Annotated in this window: 20 protein-coding genes; 16 read left to right on the top strand and 4 right to left on the bottom strand. The window is 62.2% G+C overall.

Annotation, left to right across the window (positions count from 1 at the left end; all coding sequences use genetic code 11):
* The first annotated feature begins 19 nt into the window (after window positions 1–19).
* The 3 genes from H7E91_RS05670 (at window position 20) to H7E91_RS05660 (ending at window position 4,296) form a co-directional block, all read left to right on the top strand.
* Window positions 20–1,504: a hypothetical protein gene (locus tag H7E91_RS05670; protein WP_182354131.1), complete on the top strand. Its 1,485-nt coding sequence runs from the start codon at window positions 20–22 to the stop codon at window positions 1,502–1,504.
* Between the two features lie 70 nt (window positions 1,505–1,574).
* A complete protein-coding gene (gene pgi / locus H7E91_RS05665) occupies window positions 1,575–3,248 on the top strand; it encodes a glucose-6-phosphate isomerase (RefSeq protein ID WP_182354130.1) in 1,674 nt (557 codons plus the stop codon).
* A 61-nt stretch (window positions 3,249–3,309) separates the two neighbouring features.
* Entirely contained in the window at window positions 3,310–4,296 is a 987-nt protein-coding gene (locus tag H7E91_RS05660; RefSeq protein ID WP_182354129.1) for a malate dehydrogenase, read from the top strand.
* Between the two features lie 123 nt (window positions 4,297–4,419).
* On the opposite strand, the gene H7E91_RS05655 is transcribed toward H7E91_RS05660, so the two are convergent.
* Both H7E91_RS05655 and purU read right to left on the bottom strand, forming a co-directional pair.
* Entirely contained in the window at window positions 4,420–5,187 is a 768-nt protein-coding gene (locus H7E91_RS05655; protein ID WP_182354128.1) for an ABC transporter ATP-binding protein, read from the bottom strand.
* 68 nt (window positions 5,188–5,255) lie between these two features.
* The gene (gene purU / locus H7E91_RS05650) at window positions 5,256–6,098 is read right to left on the bottom strand and encodes a formyltetrahydrofolate deformylase (protein ID WP_182354127.1); all 843 of its coding nucleotides are present in this window, start codon (window positions 6,096–6,098) and stop codon (window positions 5,256–5,258) included.
* Between the two features lie 118 nt (window positions 6,099–6,216).
* Between purU and glyA the strand changes: the two genes are divergently transcribed.
* The 12 genes from glyA to H7E91_RS05590 all read left to right on the top strand — a co-directional run bounded on the left by glyA (window position 6,217) and on the right by H7E91_RS05590 (window position 19,352).
* Window positions 6,217–7,485 carry a serine hydroxymethyltransferase gene (gene glyA, locus H7E91_RS05645; protein WP_206680370.1) on the top strand — a complete coding sequence of 423 codons (1,269 nt, stop codon included), beginning with the start codon at window positions 6,217–6,219 and terminating at the stop codon, window positions 7,483–7,485.
* A gap of 2 nt (window positions 7,486–7,487) precedes the next feature.
* Window positions 7,488–8,360, top strand: coding sequence for a bifunctional methylenetetrahydrofolate dehydrogenase/methenyltetrahydrofolate cyclohydrolase (locus H7E91_RS05640; RefSeq protein WP_182354126.1), 873 nt, complete (start codon window positions 7,488–7,490; stop codon window positions 8,358–8,360).
* The gene (locus tag H7E91_RS05635) at window positions 8,357–9,151 is read left to right on the top strand and encodes an exodeoxyribonuclease III (RefSeq protein ID WP_182354125.1); all 795 of its coding nucleotides are present in this window, start codon (window positions 8,357–8,359) and stop codon (window positions 9,149–9,151) included. Before H7E91_RS05640 ends, H7E91_RS05635 begins: the two co-directional genes overlap by 4 nt.
* 135 nt (window positions 9,152–9,286) lie before the next feature.
* Window positions 9,287–10,486, top strand: a complete 1,200-nt coding sequence (locus tag H7E91_RS05630; RefSeq protein ID WP_182354124.1) for a YhjD/YihY/BrkB family envelope integrity protein — start codon at window positions 9,287–9,289, stop codon at window positions 10,484–10,486.
* Window positions 10,483–11,556, top strand: coding sequence for a mannose-1-phosphate guanylyltransferase (locus H7E91_RS05625; protein ID WP_182354123.1), 1,074 nt, complete (start codon window positions 10,483–10,485; stop codon window positions 11,554–11,556). Before H7E91_RS05630 ends, H7E91_RS05625 begins: the two co-directional genes overlap by 4 nt.
* Window positions 11,557–11,718: 162 nt before the next feature.
* On the top strand, window positions 11,719–12,876 hold the full coding sequence (locus H7E91_RS05620) for a BMP family lipoprotein (RefSeq protein ID WP_338401748.1): 1,158 nt from the start codon (window positions 11,719–11,721) through the stop codon (window positions 12,874–12,876).
* A gap of 116 nt (window positions 12,877–12,992) precedes the next feature.
* Entirely contained in the window at window positions 12,993–14,522 is a 1,530-nt protein-coding gene (locus H7E91_RS05615) for an ATP-binding cassette domain-containing protein (RefSeq protein WP_182354122.1), read from the top strand.
* Window positions 14,519–15,691: an ABC transporter permease gene (locus H7E91_RS05610; RefSeq protein WP_338401747.1), complete on the top strand. Its 1,173-nt coding sequence runs from the start codon at window positions 14,519–14,521 to the stop codon at window positions 15,689–15,691. Before H7E91_RS05615 ends, H7E91_RS05610 begins: the two co-directional genes overlap by 4 nt.
* Window positions 15,688–16,968 carry an ABC transporter permease gene (locus H7E91_RS05605; protein ID WP_338401746.1) on the top strand — a complete coding sequence of 427 codons (1,281 nt, stop codon included), beginning with the start codon at window positions 15,688–15,690 and terminating at the stop codon, window positions 16,966–16,968. The genes H7E91_RS05610 and H7E91_RS05605 overlap by 4 nt, the downstream gene beginning before the upstream one ends.
* Entirely contained in the window at window positions 16,965–17,375 is a 411-nt protein-coding gene (locus tag H7E91_RS05600) for a cytidine deaminase (RefSeq protein ID WP_182354121.1), read from the top strand. The genes H7E91_RS05605 and H7E91_RS05600 overlap by 4 nt, the downstream gene beginning before the upstream one ends.
* Window positions 17,368–18,648, top strand: coding sequence for a thymidine phosphorylase (locus H7E91_RS05595; protein WP_182354120.1), 1,281 nt, complete (start codon window positions 17,368–17,370; stop codon window positions 18,646–18,648). The genes H7E91_RS05600 and H7E91_RS05595 overlap by 8 nt, the downstream gene beginning before the upstream one ends.
* 2 nt (window positions 18,649–18,650) lie before the next feature.
* Window positions 18,651–19,352, top strand: coding sequence for a hypothetical protein (locus H7E91_RS05590; protein ID WP_182354119.1), 702 nt, complete (start codon window positions 18,651–18,653; stop codon window positions 19,350–19,352).
* Window positions 19,353–19,472: 120 nt separating this feature from the next.
* Here H7E91_RS05590 and H7E91_RS05585 read toward each other — a convergent pair whose 3' ends face one another.
* Both H7E91_RS05585 and H7E91_RS05580 read right to left on the bottom strand, forming a co-directional pair.
* Window positions 19,473–21,140, bottom strand: coding sequence for a phospho-sugar mutase (locus H7E91_RS05585; protein WP_182354118.1), 1,668 nt, complete (start codon window positions 21,138–21,140; stop codon window positions 19,473–19,475).
* Complete coding sequence (locus tag H7E91_RS05580; RefSeq protein WP_182354117.1) at window positions 21,137–21,946, bottom strand: purine-nucleoside phosphorylase; 810 nt, start codon at window positions 21,944–21,946, stop codon at window positions 21,137–21,139. Before H7E91_RS05580 ends, H7E91_RS05585 begins: the two co-directional genes overlap by 4 nt.
* 84 nt (window positions 21,947–22,030) lie before the next feature.
* Between H7E91_RS05580 and H7E91_RS05575 the strand changes: the two genes are divergently transcribed.
* The gene (locus H7E91_RS05575; RefSeq protein ID WP_206680362.1) at window positions 22,031–22,951 is read left to right on the top strand and encodes an FAD-dependent oxidoreductase; all 921 of its coding nucleotides are present in this window, start codon (window positions 22,031–22,033) and stop codon (window positions 22,949–22,951) included.
* Window positions 22,952–23,053 lie beyond the last annotated feature (102 nt).

Here is a 23,053-nt window from a genome sequence, read left to right as displayed (position 1 = left end):
CTGGGCGATAATGATTTCCATGAGTAGCGATGATCGCGACAACGACCAATTCCCTGACCAGCACGAAGATCCGCGCAAGCGCGACATCGACGGCTCGATGCAGGGCCCGGCTAGTCCAGGCCCAGACGGGGTGGCCTGGACAGGAAACGTCGGCGGCCCCGACCAGCCCGCAGGGGCGGGGTTTGGACCGGGGTACACCGATCCGCGGGTGCCAATCGCCACAGTCCCCGAGAACGGCTATGGGCGCACCGGCTCAGGCAGAACAGCGATTATCGTCGGTACGCTCGCCACTGTCGTCGTTCTTCTCATCGCGCTCGGTGTGTGGTGGGGCGCGGACCGCTCGGCGACCGCTGGAGAGGGCGCCCCGACCCCGGACAAGGCGGTGACGAGGTTCGTCGACGCGATGAACGGCGAGCTACCGAACGCTCTCGATTCGATCTCCCCAGCAGAGCAAGACCATGTGTCCTCCCTGTCCCTCCTCGCCCTGCGTTACGCCCCGGCGGACGCGGACATAGGAGAAGACAGCGTCTACGACGACATAAGGGCGAACCTCGAGCGGTACGCGGAGGTCATCGAACAGACGATGACTGTCGACGCGGTCGAGGAGGTGGCGATGACAGAGTCGATGACGGCGGCTGTCGTGACCGAAGGGTCGATTAGCGTTGACATCGTAGACGTTGAGGGCTTCGCACAGATCACCGCCGACATCGTGACGGAGCCGTACTCGGATGAACAGCTTGACGACATCTTCGGAGTCGCGAACACAGAAGAGCTCGCCAAGGATATTGAGCGGGAGCTGAAAGGTGGCGAGACGTCGTACTCTCGCGACTTTACCGAAGCCGAGCCCCTCATCCTCATGACCGTCGAAGAGAAGGGCTGGTACATCTCGCTCGCCGGCTCGGTCGCCGCCCAAACGAACACCGAGTACTTCACGGATGCGGACGCGAGGCAGGAGTTCATCCAGCGCAACGGAGACTTCACCCTGTACTCACCGCAGCGGTACCGCTCGCCAGACGAGGCGGTCGAGCAGTTCGTTGACGCCCTGTCCGACAAACCCCTCGATGATGCGATCGGTCATCTACCTGCCGCGGAACATCGCGGCCTTGGCCTCATGCTCTACCTCTCGGCAATGCCGCAAATACAAGAGCTCAGCTTCGGCGACCTTGTCACGCTGTCACACATCACGACAACGACCATCGACGTTTCCGACCGTTCGGCCCTCAGCGTTGTCTCGTCGCTCACGCTCCGCACGAACCCATTCATCACTGGCCAGGCGATGGAGATCATTCTCGATGATGGGCAGCTAACCGTCGGAGCATGTGACCCGATCGATGTCTCGATGTTTGACAGGGATGCGCCGCTGTTTGCCTTCTCGGTTCTCGAAGACAGCTCGGGGTGGAGCGTTTCCCTCATCGGTACGATCATCAATGCTGCGGCCGTCGCCTCATCCGCAGGTCCCGACATGAGTGTCATGGACGAGCTTGAGGGGTGCCTCGGACCCTGAAATGGAGCGCACCTACTCGAGGGATGTGTGAGAATCGAATCACAGACAGCCCCGACGGAGAAGGATCGCCATGCCTGCGTCACCCATCGACCCGACAAGCACGCCCGCCTGGTCAAGGCTCGTAGAGATCGCGGAGGGTTTCTCTCCGGACTTTCGAGCGTGGTTCGACGAGAACCCCCACCGCACTGACGAGTTCTCGTTCACTGCGGCCGACCTGCATGTCGACCTGTCGAAGTCCTTCCTCACTGCTGAGCTCAGAGACGCTCTCATCGGTCTGGCGAAAGAGACCGGCGTCGAGGAGCGCCGCGACGCGATGCTGCGGGGCGAGCGGATTAACGTGACCGAGGACCGGGCAGTTCTCCACACTGCGCTTCGCGCGCCCCGCGGTACGGAAACGATTGTCGATGGTGAGAACGTCGTTGATGAGGTCCACGAGGTCCTCGATCGGGTCTACGCCTTCGCGGAGAAGGTCCGCTCGGGCGAGTGGGTTGGCGCGACCGGACGGCCGATCGAGACGGTCGTCAACATCGGTATCGGTGGGTCCGATCTCGGGCCGGTCATGGCGTATGAGGCGCTCAAACCCTACCTGCAGGAGGATCTTGAGGTCCGCTTCATCTCCAACATCGACCCGACCGACGCTGGCGAGAAACTTGCCGGTCTCGACCCTGAGACAACGCTCTTCATCATCGTCTCGAAAACTTTCACGACTTTGGAGACACTGACGAACGCGAAGGTGGCGCGAGCCTGGTTACTCGACAGCCTCCCAGAAGAGGTACGAGACGATGCGGTCGCCAAGCACTTCGTCGCCGTGTCTACCGCTCTCGACAAGGTCGCAGACTTCGGAATTGATCCCGACAACGCGTTCGGCTTTTGGTCATGGGTAGGGGGCCGCTACTCCGTCGGGTCGGCTGTCGGCACGAGCCTCGTCATCGCCATCGGCCCCAACGCGTTCGCCGATTTCCTGTCGGGCCATCGGGCGATGGATGAGCATTTTGCGAAGGCGCCAGCAGAAGAGAACGTGCCGCTTCTCATGGCGATGCTCAACGTCTTCTACGTCAATTTCATGGGGGCCGCCTCTCACGCTGTCCTGCCCTACTCGCAATACCTCCACCGCTTTGCTGCCTACCTCCAGCAGCTGACGATGGAGTCGAATGGTAAGTCGGTGCGTTGGGATGGCACCCCGGTGACGACTGCAACGGGTGAGGTGTTCTGGGGAGAGCCCGGCACCAACGGCCAGCACGCGTTCTTCCAACTCATTCACCAGGGCACTCAGCTCATTCCCTGTGACTTCATCGCGTTCGCGAACCCGACATATCCGTTCGAGACCGACGGTCAGGACCAGCACGAGCTACTTCTTGGAAACTTCTTCGCCCAAACGAAGGCACTTGCCTTCGGCAAGACGGCCGAGGAGGTGCGCGCTGAGGGGACGGACGAGGCGATCGTGCCCGCCCGCGTCTTCCCGGGCAACAAGCCGACGGCATCGATCATGGCGCCCTATCTCAGTCCCTCGGTCCTCGGACAGCTCATCGCCCTGTATGAGCACGTGACATTCGTCCAGGGCGTTGTCTGGGGCATCGACTCATTCGACCAGTGGGGTGTCGAGCTCGGGAAGCAGATGGCGAACGATCTCGGTCCGGCGATCGCTGGCGACGAAGAGGCGCTTGCAGGGCAGGATCCCTCCACCCGCGCACTCATCGACTACTACCACCGTTTTCGGGACGCAAGACCCGCAGGAGAGAAATAGCAGACAGTAGACTGGTGACGGCTGCCCCACAGGGGACCAATCGACATAGGAGTTGTAACAGATGGCAAAGTCTCCCGTAACCGTCACCGTCACAGGTGCTGCAGGCAACATCGGCTATGCGCTACTCTTCCGTATCGCATCCGGTGCCATGCTCGGCCCGGACGTGCCCGTGCGTCTTAACCTTCTGGAGATCCCTCAGGCCGTCAAGGCCGCGGAAGGAACGGCGATGGAGCTCAACGACGCAGCGTTCCCGCTGCTCGACTCCGTCAACATTTACGACGACGTCAACCAGGCGTTCGAAGGCACGAACGTTGGCCTTCTTGTCGGCGCCCGTCCGCGCACGAAAGGCATGGAGCGTGCGGACCTACTCGCCGCGAACGGCGGCATCTTCGGTCCTCAAGGCAAGGCAATCAATGACCACGCTGCTGACGACGTCAAGGTTCTTGTCGTCGGCAACCCAGCGAACACGAACGCCTACATCGCCGCCGCCTCGGCACCCGATGTCTCGGCTGATCGGTTCAACGCGATGATGAGGCTCGATCATAACCGCGCGATGAGCCAGCTCAAGGAGAAGACGGGTACCCCGATTTCGGAGATCAATAACGTCGTCGTCTGGGGAAACCACTCTGCCGATCAGTACCCGGATGTCTCCTACGCGACGCTTGCTGGCAAGCCCGCGCTCGACGTTGTCGATACTGACTGGCTGTCGTCCTACTTCGTCCCGACCGTCGCCAAGCGAGGGGCCGCCATCATCGAAGCACGCGGAGCTTCCTCCGCAGCCTCGGCAGCCTCGGCCGCGATCGACCACATGTACGACTGGGTCAACGGCACGTCCGAGCGTAGCTGGACGACCGCTGGTGTCGCCTCGCATGGCGAATATGGGGTCCCTGAGGGTCTCATCTTCGGCTTCCCGGCCGTCTCCCGTGGTGGGGAATGGGAGATTGTCTCCGACCTCGAGATCTCTGACTCAACCCGTGCAGGAATCGAGAAGAACATCGCCGCAGCTCAGGAAGAGCTCGACGCTGTGAGGGACCTCGGCATCCTCTGATCCGGACTTATCAGCGTGTGCGCTCGGCGGTGCCGGGCGCACAGCTGTCTGTCAAAGGGTGATCCGCATTCATTGCCGTGGCGCAAGCGGTTGCCAGTTCCATGGTCAGCAGAAGCTGGCATGTCAGGCGCGCCGCGCGCCCCAGCGTCCTTCGTCCCTCACGAGTCGGATTGGATAGTCGAAGGCAGTGCTCAGGCTCTCGTCTGTTAGGACGAGGTCAACGGGACCCGTAGCGCTCACGAGGCCGTTTCGTAGCAAGACCGCGTGCGTCGTTGTTGACGGGATTTCTTCAACGTGGTGGGTGACAAGTAGTGACGTCACGTCGAGGGAGTCCATGGTGTCGAGAAGTTGCTCGCGGGCCGCGAGATCCAGCCCTGTCGTAGGTTCGTCGAGGAGGAGCAGGCGAGGTGTGGCAATGAGGGCGCGCGCGATGAGGACGCGGCCACGTTCGCCCTGCGACAGGGTCGGCCAGCGCGCTTCGGTCCTCGACGCAAGACCCATCGTCGCAAGCATGGCGTGCGCCCGATCAATCTCACGGCCGGAGGACTGCCATCGCATCGGCAACTCGATCGCGCCCGTGAGACCCGTGAGGACGACGTCGAGTGCGGGCGGTGCGCCACGGATGGGATGGCGGGGGTCGACGTGCCCGATGAGGGAGCGTAGGTCGGCGAGATTTACCCTGCCAACCCGCTTGCCGAGGATGTCGACCGTCCCGGAGGTCGGGTGTGCACGCGCCCCGCACAGGGCGAGGGTGGTCGACTTGCCGGAGCCGTTTTCACCGAGCATGACCCAACGCTCACCTTCGCGGACGGTCAGATCGATCCCGTTGAGGATATCGACGCCATTGCGCCGATACGTCACGGCATCGAGTCGTAAGACGTCACTGGGCATGCCATCCCCTACTTTCAGTAGCCTGCTCACGGGAGTCAGCCCTGCCGTCGGCCACCTGCTGTCAACTGTTACGGGAGAACGACCGTGCGCTCACCGTTGCGCAGGACCCTGCCTTCAGCATGCCACTGGACGGCACGGGCAAGCACGCGCCGCTCGACGTCCTCACCGATGGCCTGGAGATCGGTCCCCGTGTGTGCGTGCGTGACACGCTCGACATCCTGCTCGATGATGGGACCCTCGTCGAGCTCTTGCGTCACGTAGTGCGCGGTCGCACCGATGATCTTCACGCCCCGGTCGTGGGCCTGCTGGTAGGGGCGAGCTCCCTTGAAGGACGGCAGGAAGGAATGGTGGATATTGATAATCGACCCCGCCATCCGTTCGCACAGCTCGGGGGACAGGACCTGCATGTACCGGGCGAGGACAATAAGCTCTGCCCCTGTCTCTTCGACGATGTGGACGAGCTCGGCCTCCGCGTTCTCACGGTGCTCTTTCGAGAACGGGATGTGCGTGTACGGAACACCATAGAACTCTGCAATCGGCCGGAGCGTGTCATGGTTTGACACGACTCGTGTCACGTCGATTGCGAGCCTGCCCATGCGTTGCAAATACAGGAGGTCAGTGAGGCAGTGAGATGTCGTCGATGCCATGATGATCGTCTTGATCGGACGGCCCGACTCCGTCAGGTCGATCGTGCCCTCGAGGGTGGCCGCCAGCTCAGCAACCGGAGCACGCAACGCATCGATCGTCCCCGGGATATCCGCCTCGATGCGGAGAAAGAACCGCCCTGTGTCCGGGTCACCATACTGCTGGGACTCCGTGATGTTTCCACCGTGCTCGACAAGGAGGCCGGTGACGGAGTGGACGATGCCGGGACGGTCGGGACAGGAGAGCGAAAGAACAATAGATGGCATGCCCTCGAGGGTAGACCCTTCTGCCTTCCAGCCGATGGATGATTCGAACGTTGGACACCTCGGCGCCGAATGGGACTATACGATGGTGGGTGTTCGCCCGCCCGGCAGTGGAGGAAAAATGGATATGCTCAACAGTTCGATCGCAGAGGTCGACCCCGAGATCGCAGCGGTGCTCGACAACGAGCTCCAGCGCCAGCGCGACACGCTCGAGATGATTGCGTCGGAGAACTTCGTCCCGCGCGCCGTCCTCGAAGCACAGGGGTCGGTGCTGACGAATAAGTACGCGGAGGGTTACCCGGGTCGCCGCTACTACGGCGGTTGCGAGCATGTAGATGTTGCCGAGAACCTTGCGATTGAGCGAGCTAAAGCCGTCTTTGACTGCGACTACGTTAATGTCCAGCCGCATTCCGGCGCCCAGGCCAACGCTGCGGTCTACCATGCGCTCGTCACGCCCGGCGACACAATCATGGGCCTCGAACTTGCCCACGGTGGCCACCTCACACACGGCATGAAGATCAACTTCTCCGGCAAGAACTATCGTGTCGTCTCCTACGGCGTGCAGAAGGATACCGGCCTCATCGACATGGATGAGGTTCGCAGGATCGCGCATGAGGAAAAGCCGAAGCTCCTGATCGCCGGCTGGTCCGCCTACCCCCGCCACCTCGACTTCAAAGCTTTCCGGGACATCGCCGACGAGATCGGCGCTTACCTGTGGGTCGACATGGCACACTTCGCAGGACTTGTCGCAGCCGGTCTCCACCCGAGCCCACTCCCGCATGCTCACGTCGTGACAACGACGATTCACAAGACGATCGGTGGCCCCCGCTCGGGCATGATCCTTGCGAAGACTGATGAACTAGCGAAGAAGCTCAACTCTGCCGTGTTCCCCGGACAGCAGGGCGGCCCGCTCATGCATGTCATCGCCGCGAAGGCGGTTGCGATGAAGGTTGCCCAGTCTGACGACTTCCGTGACCGTCAGAAGCGCACGATCGAGGGTGCTCGCATCATCGCCGAGCGCCTTCTCGAAAAGGACGTGGCCGATGCCGGGATCACGCTCGTTTCCGGAGGTACCGAGGTTCATCTCGTCCTCGTCGATCTGAGGGACTGCCCCCTCGACGGGCAGGCCGCCGAGGATCTCCTCCACAAGGTCGGCATTACCGTTAACCGCAACGCAGTCCCGTTTGACCCGCGGCCACCGCGCGTCACCTCCGGTCTGCGGATCGGCACACCTGCGCTCGCGACCCGCGGGTTCGGGCCGGCCGAGTTCCGCGAAGTTGGCGACATCATTGCGGACACCCTTGTCGCCGGTCAGGATGCTGACGTTGACTCACTGGGAGCACGCGTCAAGGCGCTCGCGGATAGGTTCCCCCTCTACGAAGGGCTCTGAGGGTGACCGCGCGCATCCTCGACGGCAAGGCAACCGCCGCCGCGATCAAGGCTGAGGTCGCAGAGCGCGTAGCCGCGCTCAAAGCGCACGGCATCGTTCCAGGGCTTGGCACTGTGCTCGTCGGAGAGGATCCGGGCTCGCTTAAGTACGTGGCGGGCAAGCACAGGGACTGCCAGGAGGTGGGAATTACCTCGATCCGTGTCGACCTGCCCGGAACGGCCACCCAGAACGAGATCCTCGCGGCTGTTCAGCAACTGAATGAGGATCCAGCATGCACGGGCTACATTGTGCAGCTACCGCTACCAGCGGGAGTCGACACGAACCTCATCCTCGAATCAGTTGACCCGGACAAGGACGCCGACGGCCTCCATCCGACGAACCTCGGTCGGCTCGCTCTGCGCGCCAAGGAGCCAATTACATCGCCACTGCCCTGCACGCCTTCAGCCGTCATCGAGCTCCTACGTCGGTACGGCATCGACCTCAATGGCAGGGACGTCGCCGTTATTGGCCGCGGTACTACGGTAGGCCGGTCGATTGGTCTGATGCTCACGCGTCGCGACATCAATGCAACAGTCACGCTCATGCACACCGGAACAACGAATATGGCGGAGAAGGTCCGCTCAGCGGATGTCGTCATCGCTGCGGCCGGCTCCCCGAGGCTTGTCGACCCGTCCTGGATTAAACCGGGCGCGATCGTCCTCGATGTTGGAGTGTCGAGGGTGGTCGAGGATGGTCGTGAGCGCATTGTCGGCGACGTTGCGGAGGGGGTCCGAGATGTCGCCGCATGGATCTCGCCGAACCCCGGGGGAGTGGGGCCGATGACGCGGGCGATGCTGCTTGAGAACGTCGTGAAGATGGCAGAAAGGACACCGTGAGGGTTACGACGATTAATGTCAATGGAATCCGTGCCGCCATGCGTAAAGGCATGGCCGAGTGGCTTGTTGAGAGCAATCCCGATGTTCTCCTCATGCAGGAGGTTCGTGCCCCCGAAGAGCTCGTTGAGAAGCTCCTTCCGGGTGACTGGAATGTGATTCAAGAGGGCTCGAGAATAAAAGGCCGGGCCGGTGTCGCCGTTGCGGTCCGTCCCCATCTCGACGTCACCGCAGCCCGGATCGGGCTACCAGACGATACCGATGTGGACTCGGGGCGTTGGGTCGAGGCGGACGTGACCGTGGGACAAACGACCGTCACCTTCATCTCCGCCTACCTGCATTCCGGTACGGCCACGGACCCGGAGAAGATGGCTGCGAAGTACAGACACCTCGATATGGTGACCGCGCGGCTGGGAGAAATCGATGGGGAAAAGCTCATGGCCGGCGACTTCAACATTGTCCGCGGCCCCCGCGATATCAAGAACTTCAAGCCGAACCACAACAAGACCTCGGGTGTGCTCGACGAAGAGATGGCGTACCTGGAGGACTGGTTCTCCCGCTACGCGGACGTTCATCGACATCTCGTTGGTGACGTCCAAGGCCCCTACACGTGGTGGTCGCAACGCGGGAAGGCGTTCGACAACGATGCGGGATGGCGGATCGATTACCAGATGGCGACGCCCCGGTTCGCCGAGCGAGCCCACGAAGCGCACGTCGGCAGAGCGAGCGATTATGCGTCTCGATGGTCCGACCACGCCCCGCTCACTATCGATTACGACATCGCGGGATTCTAGGCGGGACGTGACTGCGTGCGGGCCCCCATTGACGAGGTCCCGTGCGTGCCCGCAACAGACTGACCGATGTCGCGACAGGCCACGTGTCTGACCGCTCAGCACGGCAATCCATCCACGTTTCGTTAGAGTGGCATTGTGGCTGATGACATTTATTACGACTCTCCGGCAACCGTGCCCTCGACACGTGCGGCGACCGTCGAGAAAGAGCCGATCCTCCATAAGCTCAAGAACCTGCGAATGTTGCGTGCATTCCAGCGCTACGGAGCGGCGAGAGGCCCGATGCTGTCCGGCGGCATCGCCTATTCCGCTCTGTTCTCGATCGCCGCTGCCCTCGCGATCGGCATTACGATCTTCATGGCAGTCCTCGGTCAGAACGACGAGCTACGCCAGACCGTGTTTGATGGGGTCAATGACGCCCTTCCGGGCATTCTCCAGACAGCGGAAAACCCGGATGGGCTTGTCAACCCCGAGAGTCTCATACTCGATACAGCGCTTAATCTGACGTCCATCATCGCAGCGGGCGTCCTTTTGTGGACAGCACTGTCGGTCATGAATGCGCTCAAGATGTCGATTCGCTCAATGTTCGGCATTGCGCGGCTTCCGGAAACCTTCATCATGCTCAAGCTCCGTGACCTCGTCGCCTTTGTCGTGTTAGCCGTCGGCGTCCTCGTTGGTTCGGTCCTGACCTCAGCTGCTGGCACGCTCGGGGGCACGATTCTCGACTTCATTGGCATCGACGGGACGGTCGCATCGTGGCTCATTCGCATTGCCTCCCTCTCCGTCGCTTTTCTCGTCGACTTCGCGGTCATCGTTCTCCTGTTTCGCTTCACTGCTGGAGCAAGACCGCCCCGGAGGGACCTCATCATGGGCGCCGGTCTCGGTGCTCTTGGCACGTCAAGCGTCCGACTGATTGGTACCTCCGTCATCGGCTCCGTCTCTGACAATCCGGTCCTCGGCTCGTTCGTCGCGATCGCGACCCTGTTGCTGTGGGTCAACTTTGTCTCCCGCATCGTTCTTCTCGCGGCCGCCTTCACTGCCAATCCGCCCGCCCCTGCGAAGATCGACGTCCCAGAGTCGATCCGCGCTGAGGAGACTCCGAACTACGTCACCCTGTCGAGCCCCGAGACGAGTTCGTGGAATCATGAGCCCTTCACCGGCATTGTCGTTCCTGACCTGACGGCGGACCCGGACTTTTCGGATAGGCAGGCCGATGATCTACCCGACTGGGACACGCTCGAGGGTATTAAGCGTCGCGCACGGATTAGAGAACTCCGGCTCAAACTCGAGCGGGAGAAGATGAACTACCGGCTTGACCGGGAGAGGGATCTCACATGACGTTCGTTGCTATTGTGCCTGCGGGAGGGGCCGGGACACGGCTGTGGCCCCTGTCGAGGCGCTCCCACCCCAAGTTCCTCATCGACATGACCGGAGGGGGTCGAACCCTCATTCAGGCGACGGCCGATAGACTCTCGCCCCTCGCCGACGATCTCATTGTTGTGACGGGAGCCGCCCATGCCGACGGTGTCGCAGACCAGCTGGGGATCAGCACAGACGACCTTGTCATCGAGCCGTCGCCGCGCGGGACGATGCCTGCGATCGGACTCGTCGCCGCCATTGTCGAACACCGCCACGGCGGCCATGCTGTCATCGGATCATTCGCCGCTGACCACGTCATCAACGACGTTGACGCCTTTCACGGAGCGGTCCGCCGCGCCATCCAAGCGGCGGAGGCAGGATTTGTCGTCACGGTCGGCATCACCCCGACGAGTCCCGACACAGGCTTCGGCTATATTCGCCAGGGCGCCGAAACCGCTGTTGACGGAGTGTTCGCAGTAGAGGCTTTCCTTGAAAAGCCCGACCGCGAGACCGCGGCCGCCTACGTCGCGTCAGGCGGGTACACGTGGAATGCGGGCATGTTCATCGCAAGAGCGGGAGTGCTTCTCGACGCTCTCGCGTCGTTCAAGCCGGACCTCGCGGACGCCCTGCGACGCATCGCGTCCCACTGGGATGGTCCGGACCGTGCCGATGCGCTGAGCGCTTGGGATTCACTCGAGAGTTGCGTCATCGACCGTGCCATCGCCGAGCCCCTCGCAGCCCAGGGCGGAGTCGCTACCGTCCCGGTCGCGATGGGCTGGTCGGATATCGGCGGGTATGACTCCCTCGCCGCTCACCTCGCCGAACCGGAAAGTGGGGTGTCCCCAGGCGGCGCGCCGCAGCGCGTTGTTCTTCGAGATTCTGCCGATTCTGTCGTGTACGTACACGATCGTCCCATTGTGATCCATGGGGTACCTGGGGCCGTCGTTGTGGATAGCGGTGATGTGATACTCGTTACAACACGGGACGCGTCATCGGGGCTTGGCGGCGTCATCGCTGATCTTTCGGGCGATCTTGAGCCTCTTCGCTAGTTTTTGGACAGGAGGGGCAGGTACGGCAATAATGTGTTAACCGCTCATCACATAACTGTGACCGCCGAAAGGACACGTTTCTACCCCGATTACCGTCCGTTAACAGTTATGCTGATTGAGAATCCGTGCCGACCCGGCATGGGCTTACCGTAGGAGTAACACGTGAAGAAATCCACGTCTTTCATGGCACTGTTGGGTGCCGCTGCTCTTGTACTTTCGGCCTGCGCAGACGACGCAGATACCGCTGACGAGGCGACGACGCCTGAGGTCACCGAAGATGCCGAGGACACCGAAGAGCCTGAGGACACCGACACGGAGGAGCCGGCCGAAGCGGGCCGCGACTACGCGTCGATCGATGCATCCGACTACCTCGCCTGCCTCGTCTCTGACGCCGGCGGCTGGGATGACAAGTCCTTCAACGAATCTGCATTCATCGGTCTGCAGGAGGCAGTTGACCTCATGAGTGTCAACAGCTCGACGGCTGAGTCGTCGTCGGACACCGACTTCGCCCCGAACGTCCAGGCCATGGTGGCCGAGGGCTGTGACGTCGTCATCGGCGTCGGCTTCCTTCTCGAAGAGGCCACCAGCGCCGCAGCGCAGGCGAACCCCGATGTGTCCTTCGCGCTCGTCGACTCGGGATTCAACACCCCGTCTGACAACGCTCGCCCGCTCCTCTTCAACACCGCTGAGGCAGCATTCCTCGCTGGCTACGTTGCTGGCGGCATGACGGAGACCGGCGTCGTCGCCACCTTCGGCGGTCTGCCGATTCCGTCCGTCCAGATCTTCATGGACGGCTTCTACGACGGCGTCATGGCCTACAACGAGGCAAATGATGCTGACGTGCAGGTTCTCGGCTGGGACAAGGAAGCCCAGTCCGGCTCCTTCTCCAACTCGTTCGACGATCAGGCCCAGGGCCAGCAGCTCGCCAACGGTTTCATCAACCAGGGTGCGGACATCATCATGCCCGTCGCCGGCCCGGTCGGCCTCGGCGCTGCCGCTGCCGCTCAGACCGCGGGTGACGTCTGGATCATCGGTGTTGACTCCGACTGGTACGAGTCCGCATCCGAGTTCTCGTCCATCATCCTGACCTCCGTGCTCAAGGCGATTGACCAGTCGGTCCTCGACACTATCGCTGACGTCGCTGAGGGCGCCTTCTCCTCCGAGCCGTACGTCGGCACGCTCGAGAATGGTGGCGTCGATATCGCTCCGTTCCATGATCTCGAGTCCGAGGTCCCGGCCGATCTCGTCTCCGAGGTTGAGGATCTGCGCGAGCAGATCATCTCCGGCGAACTCGTCATCGAGACCCCGAACGCTCCGTAGAACGTAACGGGTTGGCGGGCCCGGGACCATGCCGAGCATGGCTCTTGGGCCCGCCTATCTATCTCTGACGAGCTGTTCGACGACGAACCGCCGACAATAGAAAGGCAGCAGCCAAGGTGAAGCTTGAGCTTGTGGGAATCACGAAGAAGTTCGGTTCCCTGATCGCCAACGACCACATCGATCTTGAAGTCGAACCCGGCCAGATCCATGCACTCCTCGGAGAGAATGGCGCCGGGAAGTCGACGCTCATGAACGTCCTGTACGGACTGTATGACCCGGATGAGGGCGAGATCAGAATCGACGGGAAACCCGTCCACTTCAGCGGACCGGGTGACGCGGTTGCCGCCGGCATTGGCATGGTCCACCAGCACTTCATGCTGGTTCCCGTGTTCACCGTCGCAGAGTCCGTGGCGCTCGGTTACGAACCCACGCACCCCGCGTTCGGCATTATCAACGTCAAGCAGGCCCATCAGCTGGTCGAGGATGTGTCGAAGCGCTTCGGCTTCGCTCTCGACCCGAAAGCCAAAATCGAGGATCTCACGGTCGGCGCCCAGCAGCGCGTCGAAATCGTCAAGGCACTGTCCCGCAAGGCCGAGGTTCTTATCCTGGATGAGCCCACTGCCGTCCTCACACCCGCGGAGACCGACGAGCTCATGGCAATTATGCGGGAGCTCGCGGCAGCCGGGACCTCCATCGTCTTCATTACCCACAAGCTCCGCGAGGTGCGCGCTGTCGCCGACAAGATCACGGTCATTCGTCGCGGCCGCGTCGTGGGCGAAGCGGCACCGGACTCGTCCGAAGCAGAGCTCGCGACGATGATGGTCGGCCGCTCGGTTATGCTCAAGGTCGACAAGGAGCCACCGGCTCCGGGCCCGGTCATGCTCGAGCTCAAGGGCCTGTCTTATATCAATGACGATCAGGTAACGGTTCTCGAGCGAGTCAACCTCGAAGTCCAAGCCGGAGAAATCCTCGGCGTTGCCGGAGTCCAAGGCAACGGCCAGACCGAACTCACGGAGATACTCCTCGGGTTGCGCCAGCCGACAACGGGAACAATTGAGCTCGATGGCGAATCCATACTCAGGCACCCGGTACGTAAACGCGTCGATGAGGGGCTCGGCTTCATTCCAGAAGACCGAATTCGAGACGGTCTTGTCTCGAAGTTCTCCGTCGCGGAAAACCTCGTCCTCAACCAGTACCGCTCGCCAAAGTTCTCGCGCGGGCTATCCATCAAACCGAAGGCGATCTTCGAGAACGCAGAGACGTTACGCGACGAGTTCGATATTCGACTGTCAGACGTCACGTACCCGATCACGACACTGTCCGGTGGCAACCAGCAGAAGGTCATCGTCGCGCGCGAAATGTCGCGGGACCTCAAGCTCCTCGTCGCTAGCCAGCCAACGCGCGGGGTTGACGTCGGTTCGATCGAGTTCATTCACAACAGAATCGTCGAGGAGCGGGACAAGGGTACGGCTGTCGTTCTCGTCTCCTCGGAACTGGATGAGATCCAGGCGCTTTCCGACCGAATCGCCGTCATGTATCGCGGCCGGATCGTCGGCATCGTGCCAGCCCGCACACCCAACTCAGTACTCGGCCTCATGATGGCCGGCGTCCCCATGGAGGAAGCCATGCAGAAGGAGACTCGGTGAGCTCAACGACTGATACCGAAAAGCAGGCAGCGCCGCTGTCGCTCAAGGTGAAGGCTACGCTTCACGTCGCGCTCCGCTCGAACTGGATCATCTCGGTCTTCGCGATTGTCATCGCCTTTATCGTCGGCGCCTTCTTCATCTGGATCGCCGATGCGTCGATCATCGACACATATTGGCGGCTCTTCAAGGGCTCAATCTTTGACCCCGACCAGGAGCAATTCACTCGCCAGATCAGGCCTCTGACGAACACGTTGCGAGATTCGTCGCCACTCATCCTCGCGGGTCTTGGCCTCGGACTCGGCTTCCGTGCCGGTCTGTTCAACATCGGCGGCCAGGGTCAGCTCATCCTCGGAGCTATCGCGGCGACCTACCTCGGCTTCTCGCTCGACCTGCCCTACTTCGTCCACATGCTCGTCGCCCTCGTTGGCGCCGTTATCGCTGCCGGACTGTGGGGCGGCTTCGCCGGTTTCCTCAAGGCAACGACCGGGGCAAACGAGGTCATCGTGACGATCATGCTTAACTCGATCGCAGGATTCCTCCTCCTCTACGTGCTGAAACAGAGCGTCTTCCAGGGCCCGAACAACAATCAGCCCAAATCCCAGCCGGTCGCAGACGAAGCCCGCCTGCCAGATATTCTTCCTGGCGACGAGTTCAGCCTTCACGCCGGATTCATCCTGGCGATCCTCGCGACCGTTTTCGTCTGGTGGCTGCTTGAGAGGTCGAAGTTCGGCTTCGAGTTACGCGCCGTCGGCGCGAACGCCCACGCGTCAGAAACGGCTGGCATGTCGACTAAGAAGGTCATCACACTGACGATGTTTGTTTCTGCGTCCCTCGCGGGACTGGCGGGCGCTAACCAGATTCTCGGGACGCTCGGCAGCCTGACGCAGGGCGCTGCAGGCTCTATTGGTTTTGACGCGATCACCGTGGCCCTTCTCGGCCGCAACAAGCCCGTCGGCATCTTCGGTGCGGGCCTCCTCTTCGGCGCATTCCAAGCAGGATCGCCCCGCATGCAGGGGGCGGGAGTCCCGGTCGATATGATCCTCATTCTGCAGTCCGTCATTGTTCTTCTCATTGCGGCCCCGCCGCTTATCCGTTGGCTGTTCCGCTTCCCGACGCCTGACGGGCTCGGCTACCGGGAGTACATCACTCTTCACCAGGAGGCAAAGTGACCACCGTTGTCGATCAGCCGCAGGCTGTCCCCGCAAAGGACGATGTTCTCGCCCCAATCTCCTGGAAGCTCCCGATCATCTATGCGTTCGGCACGCTGCTCGGAGTGTATTTCGCCCTCAAGGCGGATGGCATCACTCAGTTCGTGTGGAAGGACATCCGGCCGAGCGGAGGAGCCGACCTGCTTCTCCACGCCGCCCCCGCCATCTGGGTGCTCGTCGCCGTCATGGCGGCCGCCACTGCATACTCTGTTGTCCGTGCGGTCAGGCGCGAGACCCAGCCTCTCTGGCTCGGGCTTCTCGTTCTCATGCCACTCATTCTCGCTTTCCTCACGTTCTCCGGAGCGGGTTCGCCCAGGTACGTGACGATCGCTTTCCTGTTCTCTGCGACGCTCGTCGCGGCAGCACCGCTCGTCTACGGCTCGATGGCCGGCGTCGTGTGTGAGCGTGTCGGAGTCGTTAATATCGCGATCGAGGGACAGCTACTCGTCGGAGCCTTCACCGGCATCGTCGTGGCCTCGGCGTTTGGAAGTCCGTGGCTTGGCCTCATCGCAGCGCCGATCGCAGGTGCTCTCGTCGGCCTGTTGCTCGCCTTCTTCTCTGTGAAGTATGCGGTCGACCAGATCATCGTCGGCGTTGTCCTCAACGTGCTTGTGCTCGGCATTACCTCCTTCCTCCTCGGAACGATCGTCAAGGACAACCCGTCCTGGAACTCGATCGCGTACTCCCTGCCCGTGTGGGAGGTTCCGCTCCTGTCACAGATTCCGTTCATCGGCCCGGTGTTCTTCCGACACACAATCGTCATGTACCTGCTGTACGCCCTCATCATCGTCCTCACAATCATGCTGTTCCGCTCCCGTTGGGGTCTGCGCATGAGGTCCGTCGGTGAGCACCCGAAGGCTGCAGACACGGTCGGTATCAACGTCAACCGGACACGGTTCCTCAACACCATGCTCGGTTCGTCTCTCGCAGGCCTCGGCGGCGCTGCCTTTACGATCGGAGCGAACGCCGTCTTCACGGAGAACATTTCTGCAGGCAATGGCTACATCGCCCTTGCGGCAATGATCCTCGGCAAGTGGCATCCCGTCGGCGCGATGGGGGCGGCCCTCATGTTCGGCTTCGCCTCCGCAATCGTCGACTTCCTGCCGCTCGTGGCGACGAGTCCGATCGACCCGAGCCTGCTCGCTATGATCCCCTACATCGTTACGATCCTCGCCGTCGCCGGGTTCGTCGGTAAGAGCCGCCCGCCCGCCGCTGAGAACATCCCCTACATCAAATGATGATCGACTGGAACGAGCTGCGTAACGCAGCAGTAGAAGCAATGACAATGGCCTATGCGCCCTACTCCGGTTATCCGGTGGGTGCTGCGGGGCTCTCGGAGGACGGTCGGATCTTTACCGGCTGCAACGTCGAGAACGCCGCGTACGGCGTCGCCCTGTGTGCGGAATGCGGAATGATTTCCGACCTCGTGAGAAGTGGCGGCGGCAGGCTGGTGGCGTTCACATGCGTCAACGGCAACGGAGACTTCACGGTCCCGTGCGGTCGGTGCCGTCAGCTCCTGTGGGAGCACGGGGGCCCGGACATGGAAATTGAGATGCCCGCCGGCATCATGCGGATGTCCGATGTCCTGCCGTACGGTTTCGGACCCGATGACTTGGACATGGTTGAGAGGAAAAACAATGGTTGAGCGTTTTGACGCCGTCGACATTATCCGGACGAAGAGGGATCGGGGGGTTCTCTCGGACGATGAGATCCGCTGGGTTGTCGATGCCTACACGCGCGGCGTTGTAGCCGAGGAGCAGATGTCCGCCCTCGCCATGGCGATATTCCTCAACGGCATGACCGATGAGGAGATTTCGACCTGGACGACCGCCATGATCGACTCCGGTGAGACAATGGACTTCTCTTCACTGTCAAAGCCGACGTCCGATAAGCATTCAACAGGCGGGGTGGGCGACAAGCTAACACTGCCTCTGGCTCCGCTCGTCGCGTCCTACGGCGTGGCAGTACCTCAGCTGTCCGGCAGGGGGCTTGGTCACACCGGCGGAACTCTCGATAAGCTCGAGGCCATCCCGGGGTGGCGGGCCCACTTGTCGAATGACGAGATCATGGAGCAGTTGGAGAGCATTGGCGCCGTCATCTGCGCCGCCGGCACCGGACTCGCCCCAGCGGACAAGAAGCTCTATGCGTTGCGCGATATCACCTCGACTGTCGAGGCGATTCCCCTCATCGCATCCTCCATCATGTCGAAGAAGATTGCTGAGGGAACAGACTCCCTAGTGCTCGACGTTAAGGTGGGATCCGGCGCCTTCATGAAGGATCTCGAGCAGGCCCGGCAGCTCGCCCACACGATGGTTCGAATCGGCAAGAGTGCCGGCACAGCAACCGTCGCGTTGCTGACCGACATGTCCGTGCCACTCGGCAGGAAGATCGGCAATGCTCTCGAGGTTGAAGAGTCCGTCGAGGTGCTCGCCGGTGGCGGCCCCGATGATGTTGTTGAGCTGACCGTTGCGCTCGCCAAGGAGATGCTTGTCCTTGCCGGGGTCGATGAGGACCCGGCAGACAACCTCGCCAATGGCAAGGCAATGGACGTGTGGCGCGACATAATTCGTGCTCAGGGCGGCGATCCCGACGCGCCACTACCGGTCTCCAACCACACGGAGACTGTCGTCGCAGACAGCGACGGAGTCGTCTCAGCGCTCGATGCCTACAAGGTCGGCGTTGCGTCCTGGCGGCTTGGCGCGGGCAGGGCGCGCAGGGAGGACCCGGTCCAGGCCGGTGCCGGGATCACGATCCACGCCCACCTCGGTGAGCGCGTGAAGGCTGGTGAGCCGATCCTCACGCTGCACACGGACGACGAAGAGCGTTTCGAGAGGGCCCGCGAGGCACTCGACGGTGGGATCTCGGTCAGCAACGTCGCTTCCACCCGGACCTCCGTCATCTTGGACCGTATCGGCTGACCGTGTCCTTTTTGCACCTCGGCCGGATCGTCGCTGCGTTCCAGCGGCCGGTGAGGAGCCGCAATCTCGCATGGGCAGAGCCATTTCTCATCGGCCCTGTCCCCGTTACTCTCGGGGGCAGGGCTGTCACCCAAGTGGACGGCACAACGTGCGGTGCGACGGTCCTCCTCATGCTCCGAGCGTCAGGCGACCCTCAACTCGCCGCCGAGCTTGACGAGCATCCCCATAGCATCGCGGCCAAACAGCTGGCGATCTTTGACCACATTCGGAGCCACGCAGTGGGCCCACTGAGGTGGCCGCGCAGATTCGGAAGCCCGCCGTGGACGCTGGCACGCGAGGCTGTATTCCCGGGTGTCACCTATCGCTCGGTGGCGGTCAACGACCGATCGCGTGACGGACGTGAGATTTTGTCGGCCGTGTGGAACGCAAACCGGGCTGGCATACCCGTCCCTCTCTATACCGGTGGCAATGTGGGCCAGGGGATTGCCCGTGCAGTTCCGCGGCATGTTGTGCTTGCCGTGCCCCCATCCGTGCCTTCGCATGAACGGAAGCTACGGATCTATGAACCCTCCACGGGGACCCTCGTCGATATCGCTCTCGATGATCTCGTGAACAGGACGGCGCCTCATCCTGCACTGGGCGGGTGGACCCACGTCGTGTGGGCGGTCCTGCCGACCCCGACTGCTCGAATCGCCACGCGCTGAGGGCACGATGCTCGAGCGAGACGGCGACCCGCGTGTGGGCAGATAGCGTCGTGGGGTGCGGAGACTAAAGAGGTCTCCACACCCCACATCGCGGTGGCTCAACTGGCCGAGATACTCGGCTCAGGCAGGCAGCGTCAGCGCAGCCGACATGTCCTTCTGCAGTAGTGCCATCCGGCGGGAGGCCTCTGCACGTGCGGTCTCGACCGAGTCGACGACCGGCTCGATGACCTCGAGATAGCACTTGACCTTCGGTTCGGTGCCGGACGGTCTGACGACAGCTCGATCCCCCTTCTCGTTGAGGAGGACAACCGCATCGGTTGGCGGTAGCTCGGCAGACCCTTCCGTCAGGTCGCTCACCTCCGTGACCGGTAGTCCGGCAAGCACGGTGGGGGAGTTCGCGCGCAGATGAGCCATCGTGGCGGGCATGAGAGCAAGGTCGCTCACACGGATCGTCACCGGCGCAGTGAGATAGACACCGTGAGCACGAGCGAGATGATCAAGCTGATCCTCGATGGTCTGGTCACGTGACTGCAATAGCGCTGTGACATAAGCGAAAAGGAGCCCCGCGGTGAGGCCGTCCTTGTCCTTAACCCCATCAGGGTCAACGCAGAAGCCAATGGCCTCCTCATATCCGTAAATAATTTCGGGGGCTCGAGCGATCCATTTAAAGCCCGTCAGCGTGGTCTCGTGCTTGAGTCCGTGGCTGTGTGCAATCTCCCTGAGAAGGCGAGATGAGACGACGGATGAGGCAAATGTGCCGCCCGTGATCGCGCCGATCTTGGCGATCTGTTCGCCGAGGATTGAGCCGATCTCATCGCCGTTGAGCTGTCGCCATCCCGTGCTTGTCGGTATGGCGACAGAACACCGGTCTGCATCTGGATCGTTGGCAATGACGAGATCAGCACCGACTCTCTTTGCTTCCGCGATCGCAAGATCGAGCGCGCCTGGCTCTTCGGGATTCGGGAAGCTGACCGTCGGGAAGCTCGGGTCGGGCTCAGCCTGCTGAGGAACCTCGTGGACATTGACGAAACCTGCGCCCTCGAGCACCCGGCGCATCGTCTCGCCGCCGACACCGTGCATCGACGTGTGGACGATCTTCAGGTCCGAGGCGTGCTCTGGGGTGACAAGAGACTTCGTCCGCTCGAGGTAAGCATCGACGACGGACTCGTCGATGAGACCCCAGCCGGTCGACGCCAACGGAATCTCATCCGCGGGCGGCGTCGCCGCGATCTTCGCCGCGATCTGCGAATCAAAGGGCGGGACGATCTGGATACCGCGTGCCTCAGGCTCGACGGCGCGGCCTCCGAGATAGACCTTGTACCCGTTGTCCCGCGGCGGGTTATGGGATGCGGTCACCATGACTCCAGCGTCCGCATTGAGATAGCGGACGGCCCATGCGAGAAGCGGCGTGGGCAGGTGGCGGGGAAAGATAAGGGCTCGTGCGCCCGCAGCGGTTGCGACCGCTGCTGTGTCGAGGGCGAAGTCGTGTGAGTTGTAGCGGGCGTCGTAACCGATGACGATGAGGGCATCTCGACCCACTGTGTCCTGGAGGAATTCGACAAGGCCGGCTGCGGCTTTGCGCACAACCGCCCGGTTCATCCGGAACGGACCTCCTGCCATTTCGCCTCGCAGGCCAGCCGTGCCGAACTCGAGCAGTCCGGAGAATCGGTCGTCCAGCTCCGCGCGTGCAACAGGATCGCCATCTTCAGCACGTTGCTTGAGCTCGGTGAGCTCGCTGCGGGTCACAGGGTCAGGATCGTGTGCGATCCACGAATCGATACTTATCATGACTCTTTCATTCCGTTGACAATGTCAGACAGGAGTTTGGCAAGCCTCGCGGAGGCATCGGCGCCCGCCTGGAGAACTTCCGTGTGCGAGAGCGGGGCGGCTGAGAATCCGGCGGCCTGGTTCGTCACGAGGGAAATCCCGAGGACCTCGAGGCCCGCTTCGCGGGCAGCAATTGTCTCGAGCGCGGTCGACATGCCGACAAGGTCAGCGCCGAGCAGCCGAGCCATCTGAACCTCGGCAGGGGTCTCGTAGTGCGGTCCGGGGAACTGGGCATAGACACCCTCGGGGAGATTCGGGTCAATGCTCTTGGCGAGCTCTCTCAGGCGAGGACTGTACGCATCTGTCAGGTCGACGAAATTCGCTCCGCGGATCGGGGAGACAGCCGTGAGATTGAGGTGATCCTTAATGAGAACTGCTGTCCCGGGAGTCCAATCAGTCACCGTCGAACCGCATCCGTTCGTCAGGATCAGGACCGACGCGCCCAGCTTCGCTGCAGTGCGCACGCCGTGAGCAACGGGGTCGACCCCTCTGCCTTCGTAGAGATGGGTGCGCGCGCCGAGGATGAGGGCGTGCCGGCCATCGGCGAGCCGCCGCACCGTGAGGGTGCCGCCGTGGCCCGCCACTCCGGATGTTGAGAAGCCGGGCACGCTATCGGCGGTGAGTTGGACGATCGCGTCGCCGAGGAGGTCCTCAGCGTCGCGCCAGCCCGACCCGAGGACGAGAGCAAGGTCGATTGTGTCCACCTGTGTTTCGCGGCGGATATGGTCCGCTGCCTTCGAGGCAAGCTCATATGGGTCTGAAGTCATGGCACCACGTTACATTCTTGACTCAGGAAATGGTGAGCAAGCAGATCATGCCATTCGGGTGGCGTTCTTTGACACAATTAGCGCGTGATAAACAGCGAACGACAGCAGACAGGACCAACGATCACCGGAGCCCCGAAATCCGGTCTACCGGGGGCATCCCGAGTGAGGGAAGGATCTCGAGTCGTCATCATCGGCGGGGGTCCAGGTGGCTACGAGGCTGCTCTCACCGCGCGCCAGCTGGGGGCTCGGTGCACCCTGGTCGAGGACAAGGGTGTGGGCGGAAGTGCCGTTCTCACGGACGTCGTCCCATCGAAAACCCTCATCGCCTCCGCCGAGTGGCTCCATTCCGTCGAATCTGCCGACCAACTCGGCATCGTCGCGACCGGCGAACCATGGCGGGCCTCCTTCTCTGCGATCAATGCCCGGATCCGAGCGCTCGCGGCACGCCAGTCCGAGGACATCCGCAGACGGCTCGCGAATGTTGGGGTAACCATCCTCGACGGGCGGGCAAAAATCGCGACTGCACTCGGCCGGGACGGGACGCGCATGGTCCGTGCCCATCTCACCGACGGCACTGTCCGTGACCTCGAGGCGGAGGTTGTCCTTATCGCCACCGGGGCGGCACCGCGTGAGCTACCCGATGCGAAGCCGGACGGGGAGCGCATCCTCAACTGGACCCAGATGTACGAGCTCACCGAGCTTCCTCGCCACCTCGTTGTCGTCGGTTCCGGCGTGACGGGCGCTGAATTTGCTGGGGCGTACAACGCGCTTGGCGTACCTGTCACACTCGTGTCCTCTCGCGACAGGGTTCTTCCCAACGAGGACCCGGACGGTGCCGAGGTGATTGAGCGGGTCTTCGCTAGACGTGGCATGACAATTCTGTCGCGCAGTCGCGCGCAGGCAGTTCGACGGTCGACGGACGGCGTTGTCGTCACGTTGGACGACGGACGGCACATTGAGGCCTCCCACTGCCTGCTAGCTGTACTGACCGGACAGGTTGGTTGAGGCAGTGCGATGACACGCGCTGACTTGTGACGTGAAGAGAGGGCCTTCCGCGATTGAGTGGGAGTTGCGAAACCAGCACTCCGAGGAAGGCCCTCCGTATGT

The sequence above is a fragment of the Flaviflexus huanghaiensis genome, assembly GCF_014118685.1.
Classification (GTDB): domain Bacteria; phylum Actinomycetota; class Actinomycetes; order Actinomycetales; family Actinomycetaceae; genus Flaviflexus; species Flaviflexus huanghaiensis.
The sequence above is the reverse complement of the archived record's forward strand: the minus strand, read 5'-3'. Positions and strand labels throughout refer to the sequence as shown.